This is a genomic window from Blautia sp. AF17-9LB, assembly GCF_003479185.1.
GTDB lineage: Bacteria > Bacillota > Clostridia > Lachnospirales > Lachnospiraceae > Fusicatenibacter > Fusicatenibacter saccharivorans.
Genome location: NZ_QUGU01000002.1, coordinates 132,860 through 158,316, shown reverse-complemented (window position 1 = coordinate 158,316; position 25,457 = coordinate 132,860). Strand labels below are relative to the sequence as shown.

The 25,457-nt window shown below is 50.6% G+C and carries 19 protein-coding genes; 5 read left to right on the top strand and 14 right to left on the bottom strand.

Going from position 1 to position 25,457, the window contains the following annotated elements:
• The first annotated feature begins 103 nt into the window (after window positions 1-103).
• Window positions 104-883, top strand: coding sequence for a bifunctional hydroxymethylpyrimidine kinase/phosphomethylpyrimidine kinase (thiD, locus tag DWX00_RS02790; RefSeq protein WP_117760596.1), 780 nt, complete (start codon window positions 104-106; stop codon window positions 881-883).
• 25 nt (window positions 884-908) lie between these two features.
• Window positions 909-2,216: a phosphomethylpyrimidine synthase ThiC gene (gene thiC, locus DWX00_RS02785; RefSeq protein ID WP_117760477.1), complete on the top strand. Its 1,308-nt coding sequence runs from the start codon at window positions 909-911 to the stop codon at window positions 2,214-2,216.
• An 86-nt stretch (window positions 2,217-2,302) separates the two neighbouring features.
• Here thiC and glpK read toward each other — a convergent pair whose 3' ends face one another.
• The 4 genes from glpK to DWX00_RS02765 all read right to left on the bottom strand — a co-directional run bounded on the left by glpK (window position 2,303) and on the right by DWX00_RS02765 (window position 9,259).
• Window positions 2,303-3,793: a glycerol kinase GlpK gene (gene glpK / locus DWX00_RS02780; RefSeq protein ID WP_055219824.1), complete on the bottom strand. Its 1,491-nt coding sequence runs from the start codon at window positions 3,791-3,793 to the stop codon at window positions 2,303-2,305.
• A gap of 137 nt (window positions 3,794-3,930) precedes the next feature.
• Window positions 3,931-6,318 carry a glycoside hydrolase family 31 protein gene (locus DWX00_RS02775; RefSeq protein WP_118594634.1) on the bottom strand — a complete coding sequence of 796 codons (2,388 nt, stop codon included), beginning with the start codon at window positions 6,316-6,318 and terminating at the stop codon, window positions 3,931-3,933.
• Window positions 6,319-6,417: 99 nt separating this feature from the next.
• Window positions 6,418-8,088, bottom strand: a complete 1,671-nt coding sequence (locus tag DWX00_RS02770) for a glycoside hydrolase family 13 protein (protein ID WP_118594633.1) — start codon at window positions 8,086-8,088, stop codon at window positions 6,418-6,420.
• A gap of 154 nt (window positions 8,089-8,242) precedes the next feature.
• Window positions 8,243-9,259 carry a LacI family DNA-binding transcriptional regulator gene (locus tag DWX00_RS02765; protein WP_118594632.1) on the bottom strand — a complete coding sequence of 339 codons (1,017 nt, stop codon included), beginning with the start codon at window positions 9,257-9,259 and terminating at the stop codon, window positions 8,243-8,245.
• A 241-nt stretch (window positions 9,260-9,500) separates the two neighbouring features.
• On the opposite strand from DWX00_RS02765, the gene DWX00_RS02760 reads away from it, so the two are divergent.
• Window positions 9,501-11,141, top strand: coding sequence for an InlB B-repeat-containing protein (locus tag DWX00_RS02760; RefSeq protein WP_118594631.1), 1,641 nt, complete (start codon window positions 9,501-9,503; stop codon window positions 11,139-11,141).
• Window positions 11,142-11,264: 123 nt separating this feature from the next.
• On the opposite strand, the gene DWX00_RS02755 is transcribed toward DWX00_RS02760, so the two are convergent.
• Window positions 11,265-11,567 (bottom strand): Dabb family protein, encoded by a 303-nt coding sequence (locus DWX00_RS02755; protein WP_022462610.1) that lies wholly within the window; start codon window positions 11,565-11,567, stop codon window positions 11,265-11,267.
• Window positions 11,568-11,636: 69 nt separating this feature from the next.
• Entirely contained in the window at window positions 11,637-12,383 is a 747-nt protein-coding gene (locus DWX00_RS02750; protein ID WP_147326102.1) for an RNA polymerase sigma factor region1.1 domain-containing protein, read from the bottom strand.
• A 140-nt stretch (window positions 12,384-12,523) separates the two neighbouring features.
• On the opposite strand from DWX00_RS02750, the gene DWX00_RS02745 reads away from it, so the two are divergent.
• Window positions 12,524-13,153, top strand: coding sequence for an HdeD family acid-resistance protein (locus tag DWX00_RS02745; protein WP_022462612.1), 630 nt, complete (start codon window positions 12,524-12,526; stop codon window positions 13,151-13,153).
• Between the two features lie 110 nt (window positions 13,154-13,263).
• Here the strand turns inward: DWX00_RS02745 and DWX00_RS02740 are convergent, their stop codons facing one another.
• The 3 genes from DWX00_RS02740 to DWX00_RS02730 all read right to left on the bottom strand — a co-directional run bounded on the left by DWX00_RS02740 (window position 13,264) and on the right by DWX00_RS02730 (window position 18,534).
• Window positions 13,264-16,065, bottom strand: a complete 2,802-nt coding sequence (locus DWX00_RS02740) for a glycoside hydrolase family 3 protein (protein ID WP_118594630.1) — start codon at window positions 16,063-16,065, stop codon at window positions 13,264-13,266.
• Window positions 16,066-16,240: 175 nt separating this feature from the next.
• Window positions 16,241-17,599 carry a sodium-dependent transporter gene (locus DWX00_RS02735; protein ID WP_055226948.1) on the bottom strand — a complete coding sequence of 453 codons (1,359 nt, stop codon included), beginning with the start codon at window positions 17,597-17,599 and terminating at the stop codon, window positions 16,241-16,243.
• 77 nt (window positions 17,600-17,676) lie between these two features.
• Window positions 17,677-18,534 (bottom strand): AraC family transcriptional regulator, encoded by an 858-nt coding sequence (locus tag DWX00_RS02730; RefSeq protein WP_117509636.1) that lies wholly within the window; start codon window positions 18,532-18,534, stop codon window positions 17,677-17,679.
• Window positions 18,535-18,645: 111 nt separating this feature from the next.
• On the opposite strand from DWX00_RS02730, the gene DWX00_RS02725 reads away from it, so the two are divergent.
• Window positions 18,646-19,950 (top strand): glycoside hydrolase family 27 protein, encoded by a 1,305-nt coding sequence (locus DWX00_RS02725; protein WP_117509637.1) that lies wholly within the window; start codon window positions 18,646-18,648, stop codon window positions 19,948-19,950.
• 88 nt (window positions 19,951-20,038) lie between these two features.
• Here DWX00_RS02725 and sigE read toward each other — a convergent pair whose 3' ends face one another.
• From sigE to murA, 5 genes are all read right to left on the bottom strand, one after another.
• The gene (sigE, locus tag DWX00_RS02720; protein WP_118594629.1) at window positions 20,039-20,776 is read right to left on the bottom strand and encodes an RNA polymerase sporulation sigma factor SigE; all 738 of its coding nucleotides are present in this window, start codon (window positions 20,774-20,776) and stop codon (window positions 20,039-20,041) included.
• Window positions 20,777-20,779: 3 nt separating this feature from the next.
• Complete coding sequence (locus DWX00_RS02715) at window positions 20,780-21,643, bottom strand: sigma-E processing peptidase SpoIIGA (protein ID WP_158554986.1); 864 nt, start codon at window positions 21,641-21,643, stop codon at window positions 20,780-20,782.
• A gap of 189 nt (window positions 21,644-21,832) precedes the next feature.
• Entirely contained in the window at window positions 21,833-23,014 is a 1,182-nt protein-coding gene (gene ftsZ / locus DWX00_RS02710; protein ID WP_055219889.1) for a cell division protein FtsZ, read from the bottom strand.
• A 185-nt stretch (window positions 23,015-23,199) separates the two neighbouring features.
• Complete coding sequence (locus DWX00_RS02705) at window positions 23,200-24,147, bottom strand: cell division protein FtsQ/DivIB (protein WP_117760483.1); 948 nt, start codon at window positions 24,145-24,147, stop codon at window positions 23,200-23,202.
• The gene (gene murA / locus DWX00_RS02700) at window positions 24,144-25,409 is read right to left on the bottom strand and encodes a UDP-N-acetylglucosamine 1-carboxyvinyltransferase (protein ID WP_118594628.1); all 1,266 of its coding nucleotides are present in this window, start codon (window positions 25,407-25,409) and stop codon (window positions 24,144-24,146) included. The genes DWX00_RS02705 and murA overlap by 4 nt, the downstream gene beginning before the upstream one ends.
• Window positions 25,410-25,457: the final 48 nt, after the last annotated feature.

The window sequence follows — 25,457 nt, the reverse complement described above, 5'->3', positions numbered from 1 at the left end:
ATTCATCCTCACACCAGGCGGCAGACTGGGGGCACCACTTTCTTTGTCGCCTGTCCAAAAAGAAAAGTAATGCAAAGGAGTAATTCTCATGGACGCGAAAAACATGAAAACAGCATTAACAATCGCGGGAAGTGATTCCAGCGGAGGCGCCGGCATTCAGGCAGACATCAAAACCATGATCACAAACGGAGTTTACGCCATGTCGGCAATTACCGCACTCACCGCCCAGAACACCACCGGCGTTTCCGGTATTTTCGATGTAACACCGGAGTTTCTGGCCGCACAGCTTGACGCCGTCTTTACGGACATCTTCCCGGACGCCGTCAAAATCGGTATGGTATCCTCCCCGGCACTGATCGAAGTCATCTCCGAACGGCTTCGCTTCTACCAGGCCAAACACATCGTTGTGGACCCGGTCCTCGTCGCTACAAGCGGCTCCGCGCTCGCTTCGGGCGGCGTGCCTGACCTGATGAAAAAACTGCTCTTTCCTCTGGCCGAAGTCATCACACCGAATATCCCAGAGGGAGAAGTTCTCTCCGGCATCAAAATCCAGTCGGAAAGCGATATGGAACGCGCCGCAAAAGAGATCGGGGATTCCTGCGGCTGTGCCGTTCTGTTAAAGGGCGGCCACAGTATCAATGATGCCAACGATCTTTTATATCACGACGGCACATTTACCTGGTTCACCGGAAAACGCATCGACAATCCGAACACACACGGCACCGGCTGTACACTCTCCAGCGCCATCGCATCGGGGCTCGCAAAGGGGCTTTCCCTTCCGGATGCCATTTCCGCCGCAAAAGAGTATATTTCGGGCGCACTCGCGAGCATGATGGATCTCGGCCACGGCTCGGGACCGCTGAACCACGCTTACCGGATCTGATTTTGAAAATAAAGGAGAACAACAGATGGAACGCAATTACGCAACACAGATGGACGCCGCACGCCGCGGCATTGTAACACCGGAGCTGAAAAAAGTCGCAGAAAAAGAGTATATGGCCGTGAAAGACCTGATGCCGCTCGTTGCCAGCGGAAAGGTTGCCATTCCGGCCAATAAGCTGCACACCTGCATCGACCCGGAGGGCATCGGCTCGATGCTGCGCACGAAAATCAATGTAAATCTCGGTGTTTCGAAAGACTGTAAAGATTACGATGTGGAGATGCAGAAGGTACTCTCCGCGGTCAATATGGGCGCAGAAGCCATCATGGACCTGTCGAGCCACGGCAATACGCAGCCGTTCCGGCGGAAACTGACCTCCGAATGTCCGGCCATGATCGGCACCGTGCCGGTATATGACAGTGTGATCCATTACCAGAGAGACCTGGATACGCTGACCGCCAAAGATTTTATTGACGTCATCCGCCTCCATGCCGAGGACGGTGTCGATTTCGTCACCCTGCACTGCGGCATCACCAGAAAAACCATCGATCAGATCCGCAAACACAAACGGAAAATGAATATCGTTTCCCGCGGCGGCTCCCTCGTGTTCGCCTGGATGTGCATGACCGGCGAGGAGAATCCGTTCTACGAGTATTACGATGAGATTCTCGATATCTGCCGTGAATACGATGTGACCATTTCTCTCGGCGACGCCTGCCGTCCTGGCTGCCTTGCCGACGCAACGGATGTCTGCCAAATTGAGGAGCTGGTGCGCCTCGGCGAACTCACCAAACGTGCCTGGGAAAAAGACGTTCAGGTTATGGTTGAGGGACCGGGCCACGTTCCGATGGATCAGATTGCGGCCAACATGAAAGTACAGCAGACCATCTGCATGGGCGCTCCGTTCTATGTCCTCGGCCCTCTTGTGACCGATATTGCACCGGGCTATGACCACATCACCGCTGCCATCGGAGGCGCGATTGCGGCCATGAACGGCGCTGCTTTCCTGTGCTACGTAACGCCGGCAGAGCATCTGGCTCTTCCGAACCTGGATGATGTAAAACAGGGCATCATCGCAAGCAAAATCGCCGCACACGCTGCCGACATCGCCAAAGGTGTTCCGCATGCGCGTGATATTGACGACAAGATGGGCGATGCCCGCCGCGTGCTCGACTGGGAAGCACAGTGGGACTGTGCACTGGACCCGGAGACCGCAAAAGCCATCCGCGCCGACCGCTCGCCGGAACAGGAAGATACCTGCTCGATGTGCGGTAAATTCTGTGCCGTGCGAAGCATGAACAAAGCTTTAAACGGCGAACATATCGACATTCTTTAACGTCAGTAGACAAGAAGTCACAGTACGCGAAAAGGAACGGTTTTCATTACGAAACCGTTCCTTTTCTGCATTTCCAAAATCTTTTTCTATTTTGCCCATCCTTCGGCGTAACGGACTGCTTTGTGCCATCCGTTCATCTTCTCATCGCGCTCCTCTTTCGAGAGCTCCGGCTCAAACGTACGGTCAATGGCTCCGTTCTGTTTTACCGTCTCCTGATCCGGCCAGTAGCCGACGGCGAGTCCCGCAAGATAAGCTGCTCCCATTGCGGTCGTCTCGATGCAGCACGGCCGCTCCACCGGCGCCTGGCTGATGTCCGCCTGGCACTGCATCAGGAAGTTGTTGGCGCTTGCTCCGCCGTCCACACGCAGCGCAGAGAGCTTCATGCCGGAATCTGCCTCCATCGCTTTTAAGACATCATCCACCTGATACGTGATCGACTCCAGCGTTGCGCGGATCACATGGTATTTGTTGACGCCGCGGGTCAGGCCGAGAATGGTTCCTCTCGCATACTGATCCCAGTACGGTGCGCCAAGGCCGGTAAACGCCGGCACGACGTAGCAGCCGTTCGTGTCGTTCACCTTCTGCGCCATGTACTCGGAATCCGCCGAGGACTCGATCAGCTTCATCTCATCGCGCAGCCACTGGATTGCGGCTCCGCCGACGAAAATGGATCCCTCGAGCGCATACGTAATCTTGTCCCCGATGCCCCATGCAATCGTGGTAACAAGACCGTGTGTCGAAGAAACCGGCTTTTCTCCCGTGTTCATCAGCAGGAAGCAGCCTGTTCCGTATGTATTTTTCGCTTCGCCCGGCGCATAGCAGGTCTGGCCGAACAGCGCCGCCTGCTGGTCTCCCGCTGCTCCCGCAATCGGAATCGGGCCGCCGAAATATGTGGATGCCGTCTCCCCGTAGACACAGCTCGACGGGCGGACTTCCGGCAGCATACAGAGCGGAATGTTCAGCTCTTTTAAGATATCCTCATCCCATTTCAGGGTATGGATATTGAACAGCATTGTACGGGACGCGTTGGTGTAATCGGTGACATGTACCTTTCCCTTTGTCATCTTCCAGATCAGCCACGTCTCCACCGTTCCGAAATAGAGATCGCCTCGCTCCGCCCGCTCGCGCACGCCCGGAACTTCATCTAGAATCCATTTCAGCTTCGTGGCTGAAAAATACGCATCGATCACAAGACCTGTTTTCTCCCGGAAACGGTCAACCAGTCCGCGCTCCATCAAGGAATCGCAGTATTCCGATGTTCTGCGGCACTGCCATACAATTGCATTGTAGACCGGCTCTCCCGTCTTTTTGTCCCAGACGATCGTCGTCTCTCTCTGGTTTGTAATGCCGATTGCCGCGATATCCTCGTATGACGCACCCGCTTTCTGCATTGCCTCCACGGCTACACCGAGCATCGTGGACCAGATTTCATTGGCATCGTGCTCCACCCAGCCCGGTTTCGGGAAACGCTGGGTAAACTCCTTCTGCGCAAGGCTTACGATCTGTCCTTTCTGATCAAACAGAATACAGCGGTTGCTCGTTGTGCCGGCATCAAGTGCCATGATGTATTTTCCCACGTTTAAAAATCCTCCTGTCTCACATTTCAAGAAGAGAGCCTGACAGAATCCACTGCCACGCTCTCTTCCTTTTCTTTGTATGTATCGTATCACAGAATTCTTTTTCTGTAAATCAAATCGTGTTTTTCTGCAGCAATTTATGCCGTAATGATCTCCAGCAGCGCACCGCGCAGATCATTTGAAAGTTCCATGCTCTGCAGCTCTGCAGCCAGAATTGCTACCTTTCCGTCTGCTTTGTGAAGAAGATTTGCGATCTGCTCTTTGGTGATGTAGCTGATTTCGGCGTGCAGCAACAGATCCATCGCACGTGTCATGACATCGTTCTTTGCAATCTCCGTATCTTCCGGCAGACAGATTGTCACGGTATCCTGCGGTTTTACATCTGTTACCGCGATCGTAAGAAGTCCGTCTTTCTCTTTGACTTCTGCATCCGCTTCCACGCCGTTTACAAAGACCTTCGCTTCTTTTGCCGTACTTCCGCCGAATTCTACGCAGTACATTCTGCTTTCCGGAACAAGGCTCTGATTGCCCTCAACCGGTGCAATCGTAAATTTCCGCGCACCCCAGTCGAGCGTCATCGATGTTTTTGCACAGTCATCCTTCTCATATGCCATGGTAGTATTGTCATCCTCGTACAGGGCAAATGTATTGTCCGCGCCCGCGTAAACGCGTACCGTCAGCTCATCCGGGTTGGATTCTACATCCAGCGCACTGATCTTCTCTGTCATCGGGATAATCGCACCTGCTTTCGCAAGAACCGGGATCTCCTCGAGCGTACGGTACAGATCCATACTTCTGCCACCCTCGTAAATCATTCCGTTGAAGAAATCAAACCACGTACCTTCCGGCAGCCACACCTTTGTTTTTGCACGCTTCAGCTCCGGAATGCATTTCGTTGTCACCGGTGTTACCATCAGCTCGCTTCCGAAGAAGTACTGATTCGGTGCCTGATTTTTGCCCCAGAAAACCGTCTCCGGGTAATCATAATACATCGGAACAACGATCGGTGTGTCCTCTTTCCATGCACGGTAGTTCATCGTATACAGATACGGCACCAGTTTATGACGCAGACGGAGGAAATCATCCATCGTGCTGCGCACTTCCATACTGAAGTTCCAAGGCTCTTTTCCACTGAAGGCACTGTTAGAGCTGTGCAGACGATTGATCGGAGAAAATACTCCGTACTGATACCATCTTGCTTCAAGCTCATCGTCACGGTAGCCAAGCATATGGCCGCCGATATCATGACTCCACCATCCATAGCCGATGTTGGAGGCTGTGCTAGTAAAGTATGGCTGGAAATCCAGTGATTCCCAGGTGATGTGAGTGTCTCCGGAAAATCCGACCGGATAGCGGTGGGAGCCGGGTCCTGCGTAGCGGGAGAAGGTCATCGGACGTTTTCCGTCTCTTCCACTATCAAGGAAATGATAGTGATTCAGCATCCACAGCGGATCAAGACCCTCGATCTTGGTACTTTGTCCCTGCTGCCAGTCAATCCACCAGAAATCGACGCCCTCTTTTTCCATCGGATGATGGACTTTGTCGAAATATACATCAACAAATTTCGGATCCGCAATGTCAAAATTGACCGGCTCTTCTTTTTTTGCATCCACTCCCATAGCTTCTGCTACTTCCGGATAGCAGTCCTCATACGCACGAATTCCGTCTGCAGGATGGACGTTCAGTGTTGTCTTCATGCCACGTGCATGGAGTTTTCCAAGAAAACGCTCCGGATCCGGGAAGAGTTTTTTATTCCAGCTATAGCCGGTCCAGCCGCTGCCGTATTTTGGATCCACATCGTCTACACGGTGCCAGTCCATATCGATAACAGCAACCGAGAATGGAACGTTCTCTTTGTCGAAGTCTTCCATCAGTTTCATATAAGATGCTTCACTGTAACGCCAGTAACGGCTCCACCAGTTTCCAAGTGCAAATCTCGGAAGCATCGGAGTTTTGCCGCAAAGGTGGTAGAAATCCTTTAATGCCAGGCGGAAATTCCAGCCATAGCCGAAGAAGTACAGATCCTGCACTCCTTTCTTTCTCGGGGTCACCCAACCGTCCTCTGTCATCAGAAGCGACTTCGAATCATCCAGAACAGCGGAACCAAACCAGGACATGATACCAGGTTCCAGTTCGCATGCTCCGTTGACCTGATCAAGCGTACGGGCCGTTCCTCCAAGATCCTGTGTCGGATCTCCGTAATGCCATGCCGGTACAGAACTGATGCCGACTGCCGTTGTTTTGCAGGAAAGTCCGTTTGCAGAGAATGCCTTTTTGTTGTAATTCAGCTGCAGATACTTTGTACGCAGCTCCAGCTCATCGCCTGTGTCTTTGACGGAAAATTCCACTGCTGGAAAATCACGGTTTACAACCGTCTGGGATGCCGCATCGATAAATTCACCGTCCTCACTGTATTCCATCCGAAGAAGATGCTCCGTCAGCACCGTGATACGATATTTATCGCCCTTTACTACATTCTTCGGATCTGCAAGCGGATGTGTCTCCATTTTCAGATATGATTTCATGTTTTGTTTTCCCCTTTCTTATCTTACCGGTTTTTGCCACATTTTGAGAACAGGAATCTGTGGCAAAAGTTCGTTCTGTCACAGATTCCTCTGCATTTTTTATTTTGTTTGCAGAACAACCGCCTCATACGCGCGCAGTTTTCGTGTCCCTGCTGCCGCGCCGTCCTGCGGATAGTTGCTGATCAGTACCTCTGCTCCCGCAAAGGTTTCTGGAACCGTGTACTCCTGCTCCTCTTTTGTAAAATTGCACATCACGAGGAGTTTCTGATCGCCTAAGGTTCTGGTATATACATACAGTGCCTCGTCCTCCGGATCGAGCAGCTCGTACGTTCCGTAAACCATGATATCCTTCTCTTTCCGGAGATGAATCAGTTTCTTGTAATAATTGTATACAGAATCCGGATCCGCCATCTCATTTTTTGCATTGACGGTCTCGTAATCCGGTCCGACTTTGATCCACGGGGTTCCTGTGGTAAATCCTGCCGAAGCGGTATCATCCCACTGCATCGGAGTTCTTGCATTGTCTCTTCCGCGCAGGTTCAGGTAGCGCATCATATCGTCCGGCGCTACTTTTCCGGCTCCGGTCAGCTCGTGAAACGCGTTGATGCTCTCAATATCGCGGAATTCGGACAGATCGTGGAACGGAACGTTCTTCATGCCGAGCTCATCGCCCTGGTATACGTACGGGGTACCCTGCATCATATGAAGGCAGGTAGCCAGCATTTTGGCGCTTACCACACGGTATTCCGGTGAATCATCGCCGAAACGGGACAGGCAGCGCGGCTGGTCGTGGTTTCCAAGGAAGAGGCTGTTCCATGCCTTGCCCTCAAGCTCCGTCTGCCATGCTGTCATGACGCGTTTGAAATCTTTGAGCGGTACGCGTTTGTCCGTCCATTTGCCGTATTTTCCGCTTGCCAGCTCAACCAGCTCGAACTGGAATACCATGCTGAGCTCTTTGCCGTCTGCGGATGCATATTTTTCTGCCTCCTCGATCGTGACACCGGCACACTCACCGACCGTCATCAGATCATATTTGGAAAGGACTTCCTTGTTCATCTCCTGCAGATACTCATGAACATGCGGTCCGTTTACGCAGCCGGAGTCACCGTAGAGTCCGCCTTCCGGAATCTTTCCATCCGGCAGTCCTTCCGGTTTGGAGATCATGCTGATGACATCCATACGGAAGCCGTCGATGCCTTTCTCGCACCACCAGTTCATCATATCGAAAACTTCTTTTCTTACGGTCGGGTTTTCCCAGTTCAGGTCAGGCTGCTTCGTGGAAAACAGATGCAGGTAATACATCTCGGTCTGCGGATCGTATTTCCATGCGGAGCCGGAGAAGCAGCTTCCCCAGTTGTTTGGCTCTTTTCCCTCTTTTGCATCACGCCAGATGTAATAGTCGCGGTACGGGTTTTCTTTCGATTTGCGGCTCTCCACGAACCATTTGTGTTCGTCTGAGGTATGATTGACAACAAGGTCCATGACCAGCTTGATGCCTCTTTTATGCATCTCCGAAAGCATGCGGTCAAAATCCTCCATTGTTCCGAATTCCTGCATGATTGCCTGGTAATCGCTGATATCATATCCATTGTCATCGTTTGGTGACTGGTACACCGGAGACAGCCAGATAACATCCACGCCAAGATCCTTCAGATAATCCAGACGGGATGTGATACCATTTAAATCGCCGACACCATCTCCGTTGCTGTCCATAAAGCTGCGCGGATAAATCTGATACACTACGGCTTCTTTCCACCATTTTTTGTCCATTTTTTTACCTCCTTTATTTCATCCCCAGAACGTGTCTGGTTCTTTGATTCTGTCGTTTGCAAACACAGTTTACCATACCTCACGGTGATTTTTCAATAGTTTTGCGCAAAACCAGCAGTTTTTACAAGAGTTTTTCTGCAAATTTGGTAACTATTTACTTTGTCAGATCTCTTACCGACTCCCGTTCCACCAGTGTTGTCGGCAATGGCGGAATATCTTTTTGTACCGGCTCATCCTGGATCAGGTGCATCAGGACTTCTACGGCACGGCGTGCTTTTCCATCCACCATCTGATGTACGGTAGTCAGCTTCGGACGCGCAAGTGTCGCATAGGTAACATCATCAAAGCCCGCAATTGAAATTTCCTCCGGAACCTTTATTCCCCTGTTCTGCAGAAAGTTGGATGCTTCAAGTGCATAGTAATCCGATGAAAAAAAGAGCGCTGTCTGTTTTTTGAAGAGCGGAAGCATCTCCTCATATGCCTTCTCCCTCTGCTCCGGATCCCATGGTATCACAATATGGCGACTCTCGAAGTCCTCAATTCCCGCCTCCTCCATCGCCTGACGCACACCGAGCCACCGATAGTGGTCAACACCGAGATCGCAGTCAGATAGAAAGAGAAATTTTTTATGCCCCTTTCCAATCAGGTACTGGCTCATCTGGTACGCACCGCCGCGGTCATCCATCGTAATGGAGCGGACGCCAAGTTCCGGCGGGAGATACTGATCAATGGTTACCAGTGGTTTCCCGAGACGTTCCGAAAGCTCTGCTATCTCCTTTTCACTCAGGGCCATCGCAATCATGCCGTCAAAATTCCAGCCGAGCGCCTGCTGCATAATATCGTCCTTCTCATGGCGCGCAACCAGCATCATATAGTAGCCGTGTTCCCGGATCTGATACTCCAGGTTTCCAAGCATTGCCGACACAAAGGGATCCTCAAAGGAAGAAGCATTTCCTTTCTTCATGAAACCAAGCGCCACACCAATGAGACCGGAGCTGTTGTTCGCCAGTATACGCGCGCTGATACTCGGCACGTACTCCATCTCCTTTAAAATCCGGTTGATTTTCTCGACCGTTGCCTTCGAGACGCGCCCTGTCTTTCCGTGTATTACATTCGAAACCGTCGTCGGGCTGACCCCTGCGCGGTCTGCTATATCTTTGATTCTAATCATCGGTTCTCTGCCTTTCCTTTTTCTTCACAATTTTCTGAATTCTGTTATGTTTATTTTACCAAGACGGCAAAATGTTTACAACTACTTTGCATCGGCAAACACTACAAAATTATTACATTTTCTTAAACGATATGTAAGAAAATCTCCATCCCTCCTTCATTTACTTTCCGCCGGTTCCGTGGTAAGATAGGATGACAGAAAAAGTTCACCTTTTTTCTGTAAGAAAGGACCTACACATCATATGCGGCTTGCATTTACAAATTTTTCGATAAAATCTCCCACTGGCAAGAAATCCGGCCGTTTTTTTCTTGCCCTTTTTCTGGGTATTTTTCTCTTCCTCGCTCATCCCATACTCTGTCAGGCTGGTTTTGCCTCCAGTACGCCGTTTACCGGTGCCTCCTGGGAACTGGTCGGGGAATATCCGATTCTCGGCAGCAACGGCGCGGTGCAGTCCGTCTGTGCGACGGAAGATTATATCATCTGCATCGAAAATTTTAATGATCTGACGACAGAGCCGGACGTAGTCTCTGCCTACTATAAAAATGATACAGACGCAGACGGAAATCCCGTTACGCAGTATTCCCTCGCGCATCAGGTAAGGGACGCAGACTTTGCTCACGCAAACGGTATGGCATACAATCCCGTCACACATGAAATCCTCGTGAGCGGCTACAGCAGCCCGGATGCTTCCAATTACGGATGTATCTTCCGCCTCGACCCGGATACTCTCGAGCAGAAAGAGCGGATCCAGCTCTCGACAAGCTACAATATTCTCGGTATTGATTATCTTCCCTCCACCGGCGGCTATCTGATCCAGACCGATGCGGACGGCGGCTACGGCTTTAAACTCCTCGATGCCTCACTTCAGGTGGTGGATGACTGGGGCACGTATCCCTTCGATTTTTACATGGAAAACTTTCAGGATCTCTGTGTTTCCGGCGATCTCTTTTTTCTTTTTCCGCTGACGATGCATCTCGGAATCGGAAACTTTATCCAGACATACTCGCTCTCGCAGAAAACACTGCTTGCGGACGACACGGTTGATTTTGGCTTTTCCGACGATATCACCATCAATGAACCAGAGGGCCTCTGCGAGACAAATCCTGGGGAATTTATTGCGATTGTAAACGTAACAAAGGCAGATGGTGGACGGTACGTGCAGTTCTACCGCACCCGGGTGCCGTATCTGTTCACGGTTTCCACTTCCGCGGCGGAGCATGGCTCGGTGTCCGAGGGCGGGGAAGTTTCCCGCGGAGAGGAAAAAACCGTTTCCTACACGGCAGACGAAGGCTTCCGGCTCGCGAAGCTCTCGGTGGACGGCTTGTATCTGCCGGTGACGGAATATCCGGACAGCTACACATTTTCCGATATCCAGAAGGATCATACCCTTGCCGTAACGTTTGAACCGGTTCCGACGGCGACACCGACGCCGACTGCCACTGCGACGCCGACCGAAACACCGGCCATAACCCAGACACCGGAACCGGCCATTTCCAAAGCACCGGCATCATCCACGGTTTCCTTCTCATCTGTGGCTTCCCATTTCGCAGCGTTCTGGAAAGGCACTGTGCATGCCGCTTCCTGGTTCCGCCATCTTGCCTCGGCCGGTGCATCCCTTTTTGCCCGTATCCGGAAGGCAGATCCTGTTTTTCTGGCGATGCCGTTTGTCCTTCTCGTTCTGATTCTGCTCTTTGTCCTCCGCCTGCGGTATGTCCGCCGCATCCGGCGGGAGCGGTCGCGGAAAGCGCTGGAACACAGAAGAAGAACGTACGAAGAACTGGTCAGAGAATTTACGGAAGATCCGAAGGACGAAGAGGTTTCCATCGATGAGCTGCTGCTTACAATTGACGAACTGCAGAAGGAAGAACAGAAAAACACTTAAATGAAACGTATTCACCAGATCAGGAATTGATCCTCTCGGCACAAAAAAAGTATCCCGTTCCTTTTGGGGAAGCGGGATACTTTTTTATTTACACGGGCAACGAGCTAAAGTCCGTGCTTGTTTTTACTCTTCGTAATCGAGTGCCGCACGCTCCGTTGTGTACGGACGTACATAGGTGTCTGCTACTTTTACGTGCTCTGGATGTTTTGCATATACAGCTACATCCTCTGCTTTTTCCAGGGTTGTGACAAGTGCCATATCATGGGTGGAAGATGCAAGCGGTGCTTCTACAAAGTCAACCGTCAACAATCCCGGCACTTTGCCGACCAGGCTTTTCAGGTTCTCTGCCATCGCTTTTTTCAGCTCCGGTTTCTTTGCATCCTCTACTTCCGGTTTGAATTTCCACATAACAATATGATGTACCATTGTATTTTTCTCCTTTGCTTTTGTTTTATTGCCAATTCACACAGTTTCTGTGCAAATACCAGCCTTTTGTTACGGCTCTTCGCCTGCAATCCGCAGAATATCCTCAATCTCTTCCACGGACATGTCAAGATACGCGGAAAGCTCTGCCACACTGAAATCCATGTCATCGCCGTCGGAGAGTTCCTCGATGGCGTCTTTTAAGCGGTTTACTTTATTGACTACAGTATTGTCCTTATGTTTCTGAACTCTGTGTTCTTCCATGAAATCGCTGATCGTCTCACGCACAGCCGCATCAATCGCCTGCTCCGCCGTCTCAGCTTTTACAACGGACTCCAGCGCTACTAAAAGTCCGACATTTCCCTCCTGCACCAGATCCATCAGGAAGAAATCGCGGGTGTGCATTTCTTTTGCGGTCTCAATAACTTTCGGAAGCCAGAGCTGCACGAGCATGCTCTTTGCAAGGGAATCGCCCTCTGCCGCTTTCCGGTAAAGCTCTGCCGTTTCTTCCTCCGACGGTGTTCCTGTCTCCGGCAGTTCGTCAAGATACTGCTGTAAGGCACGCAGCTCCTCCTCGGAAAACTCCGGTTTTTTCTTTTCTTTTTCGGTCTCCTCCGGCACGACGCCCGGCTCATAATCTGCCACATCGACCTGCTCCATCGTCAGATATTCGCAGACAAAGGTGACTTTCTGCTCATCCAGTGCAAAGTCTTCAAAAAAGTCTCTGACTTCTTTCATCGTTACTTTATTTTCATGGTCTCTGGCGTAGGACAGCAATTCGGAGAGCTTCTCCTGGAACTTTTTCTGTTCGTCCTGCATCTTTTTTACCCTCTCTTTCTTCCGTTTCACGATTCCATTTCTTCGTACATTTTTTTCAATTTGTCCATTGCTTTTTCTGCTTTGAAAAGCTACTATAAAAGCAAACGAAAAACCACATTCAAGTGGAAAGGAGAATCCTTATGAAACAATTTTTTCAGGATGTGAAAAACAGTTTCCTGCTTTCAGCCGCTGTCTCTATTATACTAGGTATCGTGCTGATCGTCTACCCCGTAAAAACGAGTTTGCTGATCTGTTATATCGCCGGAGCACTGCTCCTGTTTGGCGGCGTTGTTGCGTTGATCCGCTACATTGCAAGCCGCGGCGAGCCGTTTTTCTTCCGCTACGATCTGTTCGTTGCCCTGGTACTGATTCTGTTCGGCTGCTTCGTTATCTTTGAAAGTGACCTTGTAATCGCATTCATCCCGGTTGTCATCGGTATCATCCTTCTGGCAAACGGACTGCTCAGCATTCAGAAGGCGTTCAACCTCAAAAAAACAGGGCTGGAAAAATGGTGGCTTGAGTTCCTGCTGGCTCTTTTAACCAGCGTTCTCGGCATCATCATCTGTACCAATCCGTTTGATGCCGTTGCAACCACAAACATTTTCATCGGTATCTGCCTTGTCTACAGCGGCATTTCCGATCTTGTCACCACCTACTACATGGGCCGCGCAAAACGCCGGATCAAAAACGTCATCCAGACCGAGATCAACCAGCAGAAAATCCTGCACGATGACAATGTGATTGATGTGGATGAGGACGAGCTTCACTAAAAAACAGCTTCTTCCATAAAAATCTTCTTTCATACGAAAAACCGGAACCCGGCACCGCTTTCAAACAGCGGCTCCCGGGTTCCGGTTTTTCTCTGTATTTCTTTTTTTATTTATTCCTCGTGTTTGCTCAGTACTTCCATGCCTTCTCTTAACTTCAGGCGGATCTTTCCAAGCTCCAGACCATTTGCGCCGAAGTACAGCTTCAGGTAGTGGTTCGGGCCGAAGAAGAAGCCAAGGTCTCTCGTCTCTTTGATCCACTCACCTTTTGTTCCGCGGATGCTGATCATAGTTTTTACGATATTGTCGATGTACACGGTTACCGGCAGCTGTGCGAGGTCTTCCAGATCGGATTTCATCTCGATTTCGATATCGTACGTTCCCATCTTGTCAGCCAGAATCGTAACACCGCATACTTCACTGTTTCCTTTTTTCGTGTTCCATGCGGATGCGTCAATCACAACATCTCCCGTTGCCGGATCTGCCTCGTATGTTACAAGATCTGCTGCAACGAAATCGTTGTCGCCCATCTGCTCCTGTGCTTCTTTCTCTTCCTCGCTGATGCGGTCCAGGAACCGTAAGATGCTTGGAGTTCCAAGGATGAAATGCAGGACATTCATCGCATTTCTCTGCAGGTCGCCTCTTGTGATCTCGCCGTTTTCCAGTGCCTCTTTCACATCGTCCTGTCCCATATCGGAGCAGTCGGTGCATACCATGAAGACATCGTTTCCGGCAGATACCATCGGTGCATGGGTTGTTTTGGTTGCTTCATATCCCTCACGGTTTGACATTGCCCACCAGTCAGTCATAACGAAGCCGTCGTAGTTCCACTCGCCGCGCAGAATCGTGGTCAGAAGATCGTAATTTCCTGCAGTCCAGATGCCGTTGACCGGTCCGTAAGTGCTCATGATGGATCTTGCGCCGCCTTCTTTGACTGCGATTTCATATCCCTTCAGATAGATTTCACGCAGGGCACGCTCGGAAACAACGGCGTCCACATGATGTCGGTTGGACTCCTGGTTATTTGCACAGAAATGTTTGATGGTTCCGGTTACATCGGATTTTTCCATACCAAGAATCTGTACGGCACTGATCCATCCGGTCAGGTACGGATCCTCGGAGATATACTCAAAGTTACGGCCGTTCAGCGGGTTTCTGTGAATATTCATACCAGGTCCGAGCAAGGCATCGACACGGTTCTGTCTCATCTCGCGTCCTGTCATCTCGTACAGATCTTCTACCAGCGGAAGGTCAAACGTACAGCCAAGCAGGGTTCCGTTCGGCATGGAGAAGGCTCTCGTTCCGCAGTCAAAGCGGAGTCCGGACGGGCCGTCGGTACAGCAGGCTGCCGGAATACCGAATTCCTGCAGTTCCGGTGTCAGGCCGCCGAATGCTGCTGCGGTTCCCGGAGTAACCTTCGGGCTGCACATGCCCTCGCCGCGGAAGATGCAGATCAGATCTTCATCGGAAAGCTGTGCCACGAACTCTTCCATCGTTACTTTCTTATCCAGGACATCACCGAGCTTGTAGCCTTTGTCACCGGTATAGGTGATCGGCTCCATGCGGTTTTCTTTCATGCGCTCGATCGGATCTACGGTGCGCAGAGGAGCTGCCTCATATCCCGGTTTTAACGTTCCGTCTTCGCCCGGAACAGCTTTCATGCGCTCAAATGCTTCTACCGGAGCCATAGCCTCGGTCAGGATCTCAACCACTTTGAACGGCTGCTCGTATGCACCGGCAAAGGCTGCGCTTCTGACATCGCTTCCGACGTAGAACTCATAACTGCCCTCTTCGAGTACGTAGCAGGATTTGTGGCCGGTTGCACCGCTGTCATCGTAGGATGCAAAGCTCTCTTTGGTCACATCGATCGTCAGCGTCTCTTTTGCGCCTGGTGCAAGAACACCGGTCTTTGCAAAACCGACGAGTGCGCGGGATGGTTTTCCAAGAACACCCTGCGGAGCTTTTACATAAACCTGAACAACCTCTTTACCATCCGTTTTGCCGGTATTTTCAACGGTTGCCGTCACGGTTACATTGTCAACATCTTTCTCTTCTGCCTCTGCGGTCACGGCAAATGTCGTATAGGAAAGACCAAAACCGAACGGATACAATACTTTCTCTTTTGCAAAGGTCTCAAAGTAGCGGTATCCGACGTAGATATCCTCTTTGTACTCATTGCGGGTCAGATCGCCGAAGCAGCTTTGGGACGGATAGTCCTCGATATTCTCTGCAATCGTGTCGGTCAGCTTACCGCACGGATTGACTCTTCCCATCAGTACATCGGCAACACCGTTTCCGCCTTCCTGACCACCCTGCCATACATAGAGAACAGCTGCCGGATTGCACTCTTTCACCCATTTCATGTCGATAATGTTTCCGACGTTCAGCACAACGATTGTTCTTGCAAATGCTTTGCTGACTTTTTCTACCATCTCTTTTTCAGTATCGGTTAAGAGATAGCTGCCTGCCTCATTTTTGTTGTCCTGATCCTCACCTGCGGTACGGCCTACAACAACGATGGCTGCATCGGCGCCTTTTGCACTCTCCACGATCTCGTCGGTCAGCTCCATCTCTTTTTGGGACCACGGCACCTTGCCCCAGCCCTGTCCTTCGTCGTACGGATTTTTCTCGATCCATTTTTCGTATGTTCCAAGAAGATTCTCGTCGAGTGTAATGTCTTTTTCTTCTTTTAAGGCATCCAGAATACCGACAACGTATTTCGTATTGACAAGACCGCCGGAGCCAAGTCCGCTCTTATAATAGTGGAATGCAATTCTTCCGAAAACAGCCACTTTGTCTCCTTTTCGAAGCGGGAGTGCCTCATTTTCGTTTTTCAGAAGTACACAGCCTTCTGCCGCTGCCTGACGGGCCAGTGCTGCATATTTGTTGAAATCCAGTGGTGTAAATTTTCCCATTTTGTTCCCCTTTCTCCTGTATCCTTTCTGATCCGACAAGTGCCGGGACACCTGATACTTCCGGGTCCCGGCACCTGTTCTGGTCTCTTGTCTTTTATTATCTCGTATTCCTGGCTTTTTTTCCAGTTCTTTTCTTATCTTTTTTTCGTCTGATATTGACCTTTTTGTTCCTGTCTTATCCGATCAGTCCCTGGACAATTAATACCAGAAGCAGCAACGGCAGAATATAAGAAAGATAAACCCGTACCCAGTCCGGCACTTTCAGGCCCCCGCCCTTATTTGCCTCTGCCTGGTAGTTTTTGAAGCCCCAGCCCCATTTTGAAGTACAGAACAGAAGGTAAATCAGAGAGCCGACCGGCAGCAGAAGGTTGCTGACGATAAAGTCCTCAAGATCAAGAACGGTGCTTCCTGCGCCGAGCGGCTGGAATCCGGACCACACATTGTAGCCGAGTGCACACGGCAGGGATCCTAAGATCACCAGAATGCAGTTGATGATGGCTGACTGTTTTCTGGAAACGCCGAAAATCTCAGAAAAACAGCACATGATATTCTCAAATACAGCGATGATGGTAGACAGCGCCGCAAAGAACAGGAACAGGAAGAAGAAGCTTCCGAAAATCCGTCCGCCCTTCATCGAGGTGAAAATGTGCGGCAGCGTCATAAAGATCAGCTTCGGGCCGCTGTCCGGCTGTACGTTGTAGGAGAAGCACGCCGGGAAAATGATGAGGCCTGCGGTAATCGCTACAAACGTATCGAGCGCTGCAATGCTGACTGCCTCGCCGAGCAGGGATTTTCCGCCGTTTAAGTAGCTGCCGAAAATCAGCATCGCGCCGATACCAAGGCTCAGCGTAAAAAATGCCTGGCTCATCGCGTTTGTGATAATGTGGAACAGTCCCACCTGTTCGATCTGCTGCATATCCGGCACCAGATAGAATTTCAGTCCCTCTTTGGCACCCGGCATCGTAAAGCTGTAAACCGCAAGGAAAATCATGATGACCATCAACACGATCATCATCACCTTTGTAACACGCTCCACGCCGTTCTGCAGACCCACCGAACAGATCAGAAAGCCTGCAATTGTAATAATCAGCATGGTAATGACAAGAATCGACGGAGATGAAAGCATCTCGTTGAATTTTCCGGTTACGGCGTCGCCTGTCAGGCCGCTGAATTTTCCGATTAAAAAGCTGTAGAAATAGTACAGCATCCAGCCTGCAACGACGGTGTAGAACATCATCAGCAGATAGTTTCCGATGAGGGCAACGTATCCGTGGATATGCCACTTCTGCCCTTTCTTTTCCAGTTCCCCATACGCGCGCACGGTACTCTTTTTGCTTCCTCTTCCGATGGCAAGCTCCATCGACAGAATCGGAACTCCCATGATGGCAAGGAACAGCAGGTAAAACAGCACGAAAATGCCGCCTCCGTTGTTTCCTACCATATACGGAAATTTCCATACATTTCCGATGCCGATGGCACATCCTGCCGAAAGCAGAAGAAAGCCAAGGCGCGATTGGAATGTTTCTCGTTCCATTTCTTTTTGTTCCTCCCTTTTTTCTTCCATACTCCCGGAATTTCTCCGCAAGTACATCTTCGTACAAAACCAAGACTTCAGACAGCACCGTTCTGCCGTTCTTTCCGGTATGCCGACGGCGAGATTCCCATATGGTGACGGAATACTTTTCCAAAATAGTTTCCACTGGAAAATCCGGTTTCTGCTGCAATCTCTTCCACACTCTTTCCGGTATTCAAGAGCAGCGTCATCGCTTTGCGAATTCTCGCTTCCTGAAGATACTGCATGGGAGAAACGCCTGTTTCCTCCCGGAAGCATCTCGTAAAATGGGCAAAGGAAACCCGGCTCTGTTCTGCCAGCTGTTCAATCCCCTGCACAGATGCGCAGTCGGTATCCATCTGCCGTATCGCTTCCCGAACAAAAAAATGTGTCTGCTTCCGCTCCGGACGCTGTACCTCCCGCAGAAGAGAACAAAAAAACTGATACAAAAACACACCGCATTCATACGGTTCCGACCGGTAACCGTTTTTCAGTTTTCGATGCATCTGCAGTGCAGTCCGAATTGGCTCGCTATCTGCATCCGCATAAAAAACATCTCCTGTTTTTTCAAACAGTCGTTCTGCCGCATAGGACACTGCACTTCCACGAAAATGAAAATACAGAAAAATCCATGGTTCTTCGGATTCCGGATGCAGATAATATCTGCTATTCTCCGGAATCTGACACAAAAATCCTCTCCCGGGACGCATTTCATACGTTTTTCCGTTTTTTTCAAACCATCCTGTTCCCGAAAGCGTATACTGCATCAGCCATCCGGAATATGTTCCGCGGTCTGTATTATGAAATGCATACGGTTCCTTCCATCTCTTTTCCACCCCGCCGTCCAGCAGCAAAAACGGAGCGTTCGGCCAGTGATCCAGATCCAGGATTCCATATACTCCGATCAGATCTTCCATCAAAAAATTACCTCTTTTATCCGGTTTGTCTTCTTGTTTTGCACTATGTCCTTTATTATACTTTTCTTATCAGAAAAAAACAAGCATTGCTTTAGAAAGGAGTTTTTTCTTATGCATCTGACAAACAAAAATACATGTGCACCAACCCCACCGATGGGCTGGAACAGCTACGATTACTATGATACAACCGTGGACGAGGCTGCGGTAAAGGCAAATGCCGACTATATGGCAAAGCACTTAAAAGCATATGGCTGGGAGTATATTGTAGTGGATATCCAGTGGTATGCAAAAAAGGCCGGTTCCATGCGCGACCGGTATCAGTATATTCCATTCTCTGAACTGGAAATGGACGAATACTCCCGTCTGCTGCCGGATCCCGAACGTTTTCCATCTTCTGCAGACGGTTCCGGCTTTAAACCACTTGCCGACTATGTACACAGTCTGGGGCTGAAATTCGGAATTCACATCATGCGCGGTATTCCGCGAATCGCTGCACATCATCACGGAAAGATCAAGAACAGTTCTCTTGGTGCTGAACACGTTGTCGATCCTACGGTCATCTGCGGCTGGAATCCGGATATGTACGGTGTACGCGATCTTCCGGAAGGACAGCTTTACTATGATTCCCTGCTGGAGCTCTACGCTTCCTGGGGTGTTGATTACATTAAATGCGATGATATCTGTAATACCAACATGCACAAAAATCCGTTTGCAGCTGCGCATGAGATCGAGATGCTCTCGAATGCCATCCAAAAATGCGGACGGCCGATCGTCCTCTCTCTGTCTCCGGGACCTGCGCTCATAGAGAAAGCATGGTTCTATGAAAAGCACGCGAATCTCTGGCGCATCACCGATGATTTCTGGGACAACTGGGCACAGTTAAAGGATATGTTCCAGCATTGCGAGCTCTGGCAGAGCCACGTCTCTGCCGGCTGTTATCCGGACTGTGATATGCTGCCGCTTGGCGAACTCGGAAAAGGTTTTGCTACAGAACATCATACGTATTTTACCCCGGATGAGCAGAAAACGATGATGACACTCTGGTGTCTCTTCGGCTCTCCACTGATGCTCGGTGCCGAAATGACGCTTCTCGATGACGATACACTGGCACTTCTTACGAACACGGATATTCTCGCGATGCTGCCTCCGTCCGTTCGTCCGCATCAGATCACGCGTACAGACAATGAAGCTGTGTGGTATGCAAAGGATGACACAACCGGAACAACCTACGTTGCACTTTTTAATCTTTCGGATGCACCGCAGACGGTTTCTTCCACACTTGCCGATGCAGACTGCCCACTGGAGTCTGTTGCGGCGAAAGAACTCTGGAGCGGTAAAGCACTTTCTTTAAACGGCGGTTTTTCTGCTTCTCTTGCTCCGCACGCCTGCAGCGTATGCCGTTTTGAAACACGATAAAACGATCATTTCTTAAGACAAGCAGCAAATCATGTCCTGCCCGGGACCAAAACAATGGTTTTTCCTCCGGGCAGGGCATTTTTATGCTCTATTCATACCGCGCAATCTCTTTCCGCAGCCGTTTCATAATCCGTTTTTCCAGCCGCGAAATATACGACTGTGAAATTCCAAGAAGATCCGCGACTTCTTTCTGCGTTTTCTCCCGCCCCTCTGGCATATTGATGCCAAACCGGAGTTTCACGATCACCTGCTCCCGCTCAGAGAGCTTGCTGATTGCGCTTCCCAGCACGCGGTGTTCCGCCTCCTGCTCGAGCCCCTGATAGATCACATCCTCCTCCGTTCCGAGGATATCCGACAAAAGAAGCTCATTTCCATCCCAGTCTACATTGAGCGGCTCATCGATCGAGACCTCCATCCGTGTCTTGTTATTTCTCCGCAGATACATCAGAATCTCGTTCTCAATGCACCGGGACGCGTACGTGGCAAGCTTGATCTTTTTTTCCGGATTGAACGTGTTAATTGCCTTGATGAGGCCGATGGTTCCAATCGAAATCAGATCCTCCACACCAACTCCTGTATTATCAAATTTCTGTGCAATGTAGACGACGAGACGCAGGTTGTGTTCGATCAGCTCGCTCCTTGCCGTCTCGTTTTCCGGATCGGAAAGCCCCGCAATCGCATCGGCCTCCTCCTGTCCTTCCAAAGGCGCCGGGAGAACATCTGTGCCCCCGACATAAAAAATTTCTCCTGTCTGACGAAATACAGCCGGCACGGACCGCGGCAGCATACGAAGCCGGAATCCGTTTGGCAGTGCAGCCTGCAGCATACTTCATTCCTCCTGTCCTTCCATGAGATCTGGATGCAAAATTATTTCATAGCCCCTGGGAGATGAACTATTTTCTCCGCCAAGCGCAATCAGCGGTCCGCTTATGTGCCTGGCTGTATGTTCTGTCACAAGAATCATTTCCGAGATCCGGATCACCGGCAGAAAGCCCCGGCCTTCCAGTCCGCGAAACGGTATGTAACGGGGCTGCAGCGCAAGAAGCCGTTCCGGCTCCGGCACCGTCTCGTGCCTTGCAAGCGCCGCAATCCCTGTCCGCATTTCGTCCGGGAACAATTCGAGTATCACAGTGTACGGTACGACCGAGACCGGCTTTTTGGTTGTGGCATCCCGCAAAGTATTGCCCGTGTCGTACAGTCCTTTTACTTTTTTCCATTTCCCATTCTGCACAAGCTGTACCGTAACCTGCCTGGCGTGTTCCAGGAGCATCTCCTTTCGGATCTTCAGCAGGAGGAGTGTTCCCGCATATGCGGCACTCCCGGAAAGAAGAAAAAGAAAAATTCCCCTTCCCGGCATCAGCTCCCGGAACAGGCGGTATGCACTGCCGATCAGAAAACCGGACAGTATATAGCCTGCCATTCCCACCACAAGATCCCGTACTGTCGTGATTCTGCAGCCAGATTTCACCATCCCTGTTGTAATTCCGATTCCGACCAGGGCGAGCAGCGCACCCGGCAGATACCGTGCAAACACGGCATACAGCACCGCATAACCGGCGCCGAGCGCGGCTGCCGCAAAACTCCTTCTTCGCGTGGCAGATCGTTTCAGAAGAAAGGAGGAAAGGCGCAGAATAGTATAATTCAGCAGAAGATTCTCTGCAAAGAGAAGATCCAGAAAGATCTCATAGTGCAAAAAAACACCCCCTGCGCCTTTTGCATGGTCTGAATTTCTAACAGACCCTATTATAGACGGAAGGGGGTGAATTTTTTGTCGTTTTCGGAAGAATGACCTTCTTTTTTGATCAACAAACTTCGACACGCCGCAACATTTTCGGTCTGCGGCGTGTCGAGGTAAATTCGTTATTTGCTTATTATTCTTTGCTTATCTGCGGTTTCTTAAGAAATCCGGGATCTGGATGTCCTTTTTCGGAACATTGCTTGTCATGGTCTGCTGAGCCTGTACCTGCGGCTGCACCTGAACCTGTGGCTGCGGCTGTACCGGAGCGGAAGCTTTCGGAGCAGTGTGTACCGGAGCGGCTGCCTGTGCAGAGAAGCTGCTGCTGGAAAATGCGCTCTTTCTTGCATCTGCCGGCTCTTTGCGGGATACGCTTGCCTGTTTCGCCGTTGCATCGTTGAGGCCTGTTGCGATAACGGTGATCTTCGCTGTATCGGTAACAGAATCATCATACATAGCACCGAAGATGATGTTTGCATCCTCTCCAGCCAGATTCTGTACGTAACTTGCAGCATCATTTGCATCCATAAGGGAGATATCTCCGGAAATGTTGATGATAACGTGGCTTGCACCCTCGATGGTGGTCTCAAGCAGCGGACTGGAAACAGCCTGCTGTACAGCCTCGAGCGCTTTGTCGTCGCCCTTTGCCTCGCCGATACCGATGTGGGCGATACCCTTGTCGGTCATAACGGTCTGAACATCTGCGAAGTCGAGGTTGATGAGTGCCGGCAGGTTGATCAGGTCTGTGATGCCCTGTACGGCCTGCTGCAGAACCTCGTCTGCTTTCTTTAATGCCTCCGGCATGGTTGTCCGGCGGTCTACGATTTCAAGAAGTTTGTCGTTCGGGATCACGATCAGGGTATCTACGTTTTCCTCGAGTTTTTCGATTCCCATCAGCGCATTGCTCATACGGGTTCTTGCCTCGAATTTGAACGGTTTTGTTACAACGCCGACAGTCAGAATGCCCATTTCTTTTGCAACGCCTGCTACAACCGGTGCTGCACCTGTTCCGGTTCCGCCGCCCATACCGCAGGTGACGAATACCATATCAGCGCCTTCCATGATCTGTTTGAGCTCTTCGATGCTCTCCTCGGCTGCTTTCTCTCCAACCTCAGGTTTTGCTCCTGCGCCCAGTCCCTTGGTCAGCTTCTCGCCGATCTGGAGAATGGTAGGTGCCTTACAGAGGGTCAGCGCCTGTTTATCGGTGTTGATTCCAACGAATTCAACGCCGCCGATGGATTCCTCCACCATTCTATTTACAGCATTATTTCCTGCACCACCTACACCGATTACGATAATCTTTGCAGATGATTCTGCCTCATTTGTCATGATCTCTAACAATTTCAACTTCCTCCTTTTGATTATGAACTGCTGTCTATCTCAAAATAGTCTGATATTCTGATGGTCATACATAAAGATATAATATAATTTCTTCGGAAAATAATCAACTGTTTTTTTCGTATTTCATAAAAAATTCAGGATTATTGCGTTTTTTTGACGGCTTTCCTTTCCTCTTATACATCTTTCGAGAAGACAAAGCTGCTGTCGCCGTCCTTGTAATCCTCCATATGGAGTTCTCCGGAAAGACCGGAAAGGCTCGGCAGGATTGCTGCTACGCGCGTCATCTTTTCTTCTAACGCCGTATCGGTTCCAAGCAGAATCCGCACGGTATCATAGTAATGCAGAATAATTTCGCTGTTCTCATTAAATTCCACACTGTCCGGCGTGATATTGTATTTCTCCGTCATTCTCGTAAGTGCGAGCATGGTGCGGAAAACTGCCGGTTTTTCAACCGGGAGCTGCTTGTTCACGGTCACATAGTCAAACGTAAGTCCTGTTACAAGCGGAACATCGGAAAGGGTCGGCTGAAAGTCTGTCGTTGTCACACGTGCACTTTTAATCGTATCCGCCGAGAGCGCACCGTCGGACGTACTGCTTTCGGATGCTGTGCCATCGGATGATACGCTTTCGGATGCAAGCGACTCACTCGTAAGGGATCCATCCGCACTCGTTCCATCGGAGGCGGTTCCGTCGGAAGGCTCACCCTCCGCAGGTGTTTCCTGCTCCTCGTCCACGCACTCCAGCACGATGCCGTTCTTGTCAAAATAGACCTTCTGGCCTTCGTACTCGACATAACCGACCACTTTTTTCTCATTTACCTGGATGCAGATGGTGTCATAGCTTACAAACGTAAACTCCACGGAGTTCATAAAAGGAATATCGCTCATATCAACCTTCGAATGAAACGTCGTAAGAAGCACCGTGTTTTTCATCCACTTGTCGTCCGCGACCATCTCTTTGATTTCATCTTTTGTATACCGGGTGTTCCCCGCCACCTGGATATTGCGGATTTTGAACACATTAAAAAACAAGGCACCTGCAAGGCCGACGCCAAGCACCACCCCGGTCAGAATCCGTATTTTTCTGTTTTTCTTCTTTTTTCTGTTTTTTTTCTGTCTCATATTTCTTTTTCTACGATAATCTTGGCTCCGAGTTCCCGGAGCGTTTCTGGAAACCGTTCATACCCCCGCTCAATCAGTTCTGTCTGCCGGATTGTGGAAAATCCTTCTGCGGCAAGCGCCGCCGATACGAGTGCCGCGCCGCCCCGAAGATCCTGGGAAACAACTTCTGCACCGTGCAGACGGCTTTTTTCGGCCGTCAGCCATTTTCCGCAGATCTGCAGCGTACCGCCCATTTTCTGCAGCTCCTCTGCCGTCCGGAGGCGGTCCTCAAATACATTTTCACAGATACAGCTCTTTCCTTCCAGCGTCATCGCTGCCGCCAGATACAGCGACTGCAGATCCGTCGGAAAACCGGGATATTCCTCTGTCTCCACGTACGGAACAGCATGCTGCACGTTTTTGCTGTCTGCTACCAGTGTACCACTCTTCCTTGTATATTGTCCACCTATTTTCTGATAGAGGGACAGAACCGCCCCCATTTCGTCCAGCGGCGCGCCGGAAAGCGTCAGGTGCCCCCGCGTCGCCGCGCCCATCAGAAGATACGTCCCTGCCGCGATCCGGTCACCCGGAACACGATACCGGCAGCCGGACAGCAGTCTCTTTCCCTGCCTTCCGTAAACGGTAATCTGCTCCGTCCCCTCGCCGGTAATCTCCGCTCCCATGGCCTTAAGAAACCGGCAGAGATGAACCACTTCCGGCTCCCGCGCACAGTGCTCCAGCCTTGTTGCACCTTCCGCTCCGACAGCAAAAAGAACCGCATTTTCCGTCGCCCCGACACTCTTTTTCGGAAAGCAGAGCACGGCTCCTTTCGGATGATCTGCCTTTGCCCGAATGGTGCCGTCCTCCTCGAAGACCTCGGCTCCCAGAAGCTCCATTGCCCTCTGATGCAGGTCCGTCGGCCGCTTTCCGATCCGGCAGCCGCCGGCCCCTGCAAAGTATGCCTCCCCTGTCCTTGCAAGAAGACTTCCCAGAAACAAAAGAGAGGCGCGCAGTCTCTTCGAAAGCGCTCCCTCCACACGGCTTTTTTCGATCTTTTCACAGTTCATGTGGAGCGCATTCCTCTCCCACCAGACTGTTCCGCCAAGGCTTCTTACAATCTCCGCCATATCCTCCACATCGGAAATCTTCGGGCAGCCTTCCAGCACGACCTCCTCTTTTGTCAGAACCGCCGCCGCGATCATGGGAAGAACGGCATTTTTGGAACCCTGGACTGTTACCGTTCCGCAAAGCCGCCTTCCGCCGAGAATCTGATATACTCCCACCTGTTCTCTCCCATCCGGCCTCTCTTTTTACGGTATGCATTACACTCC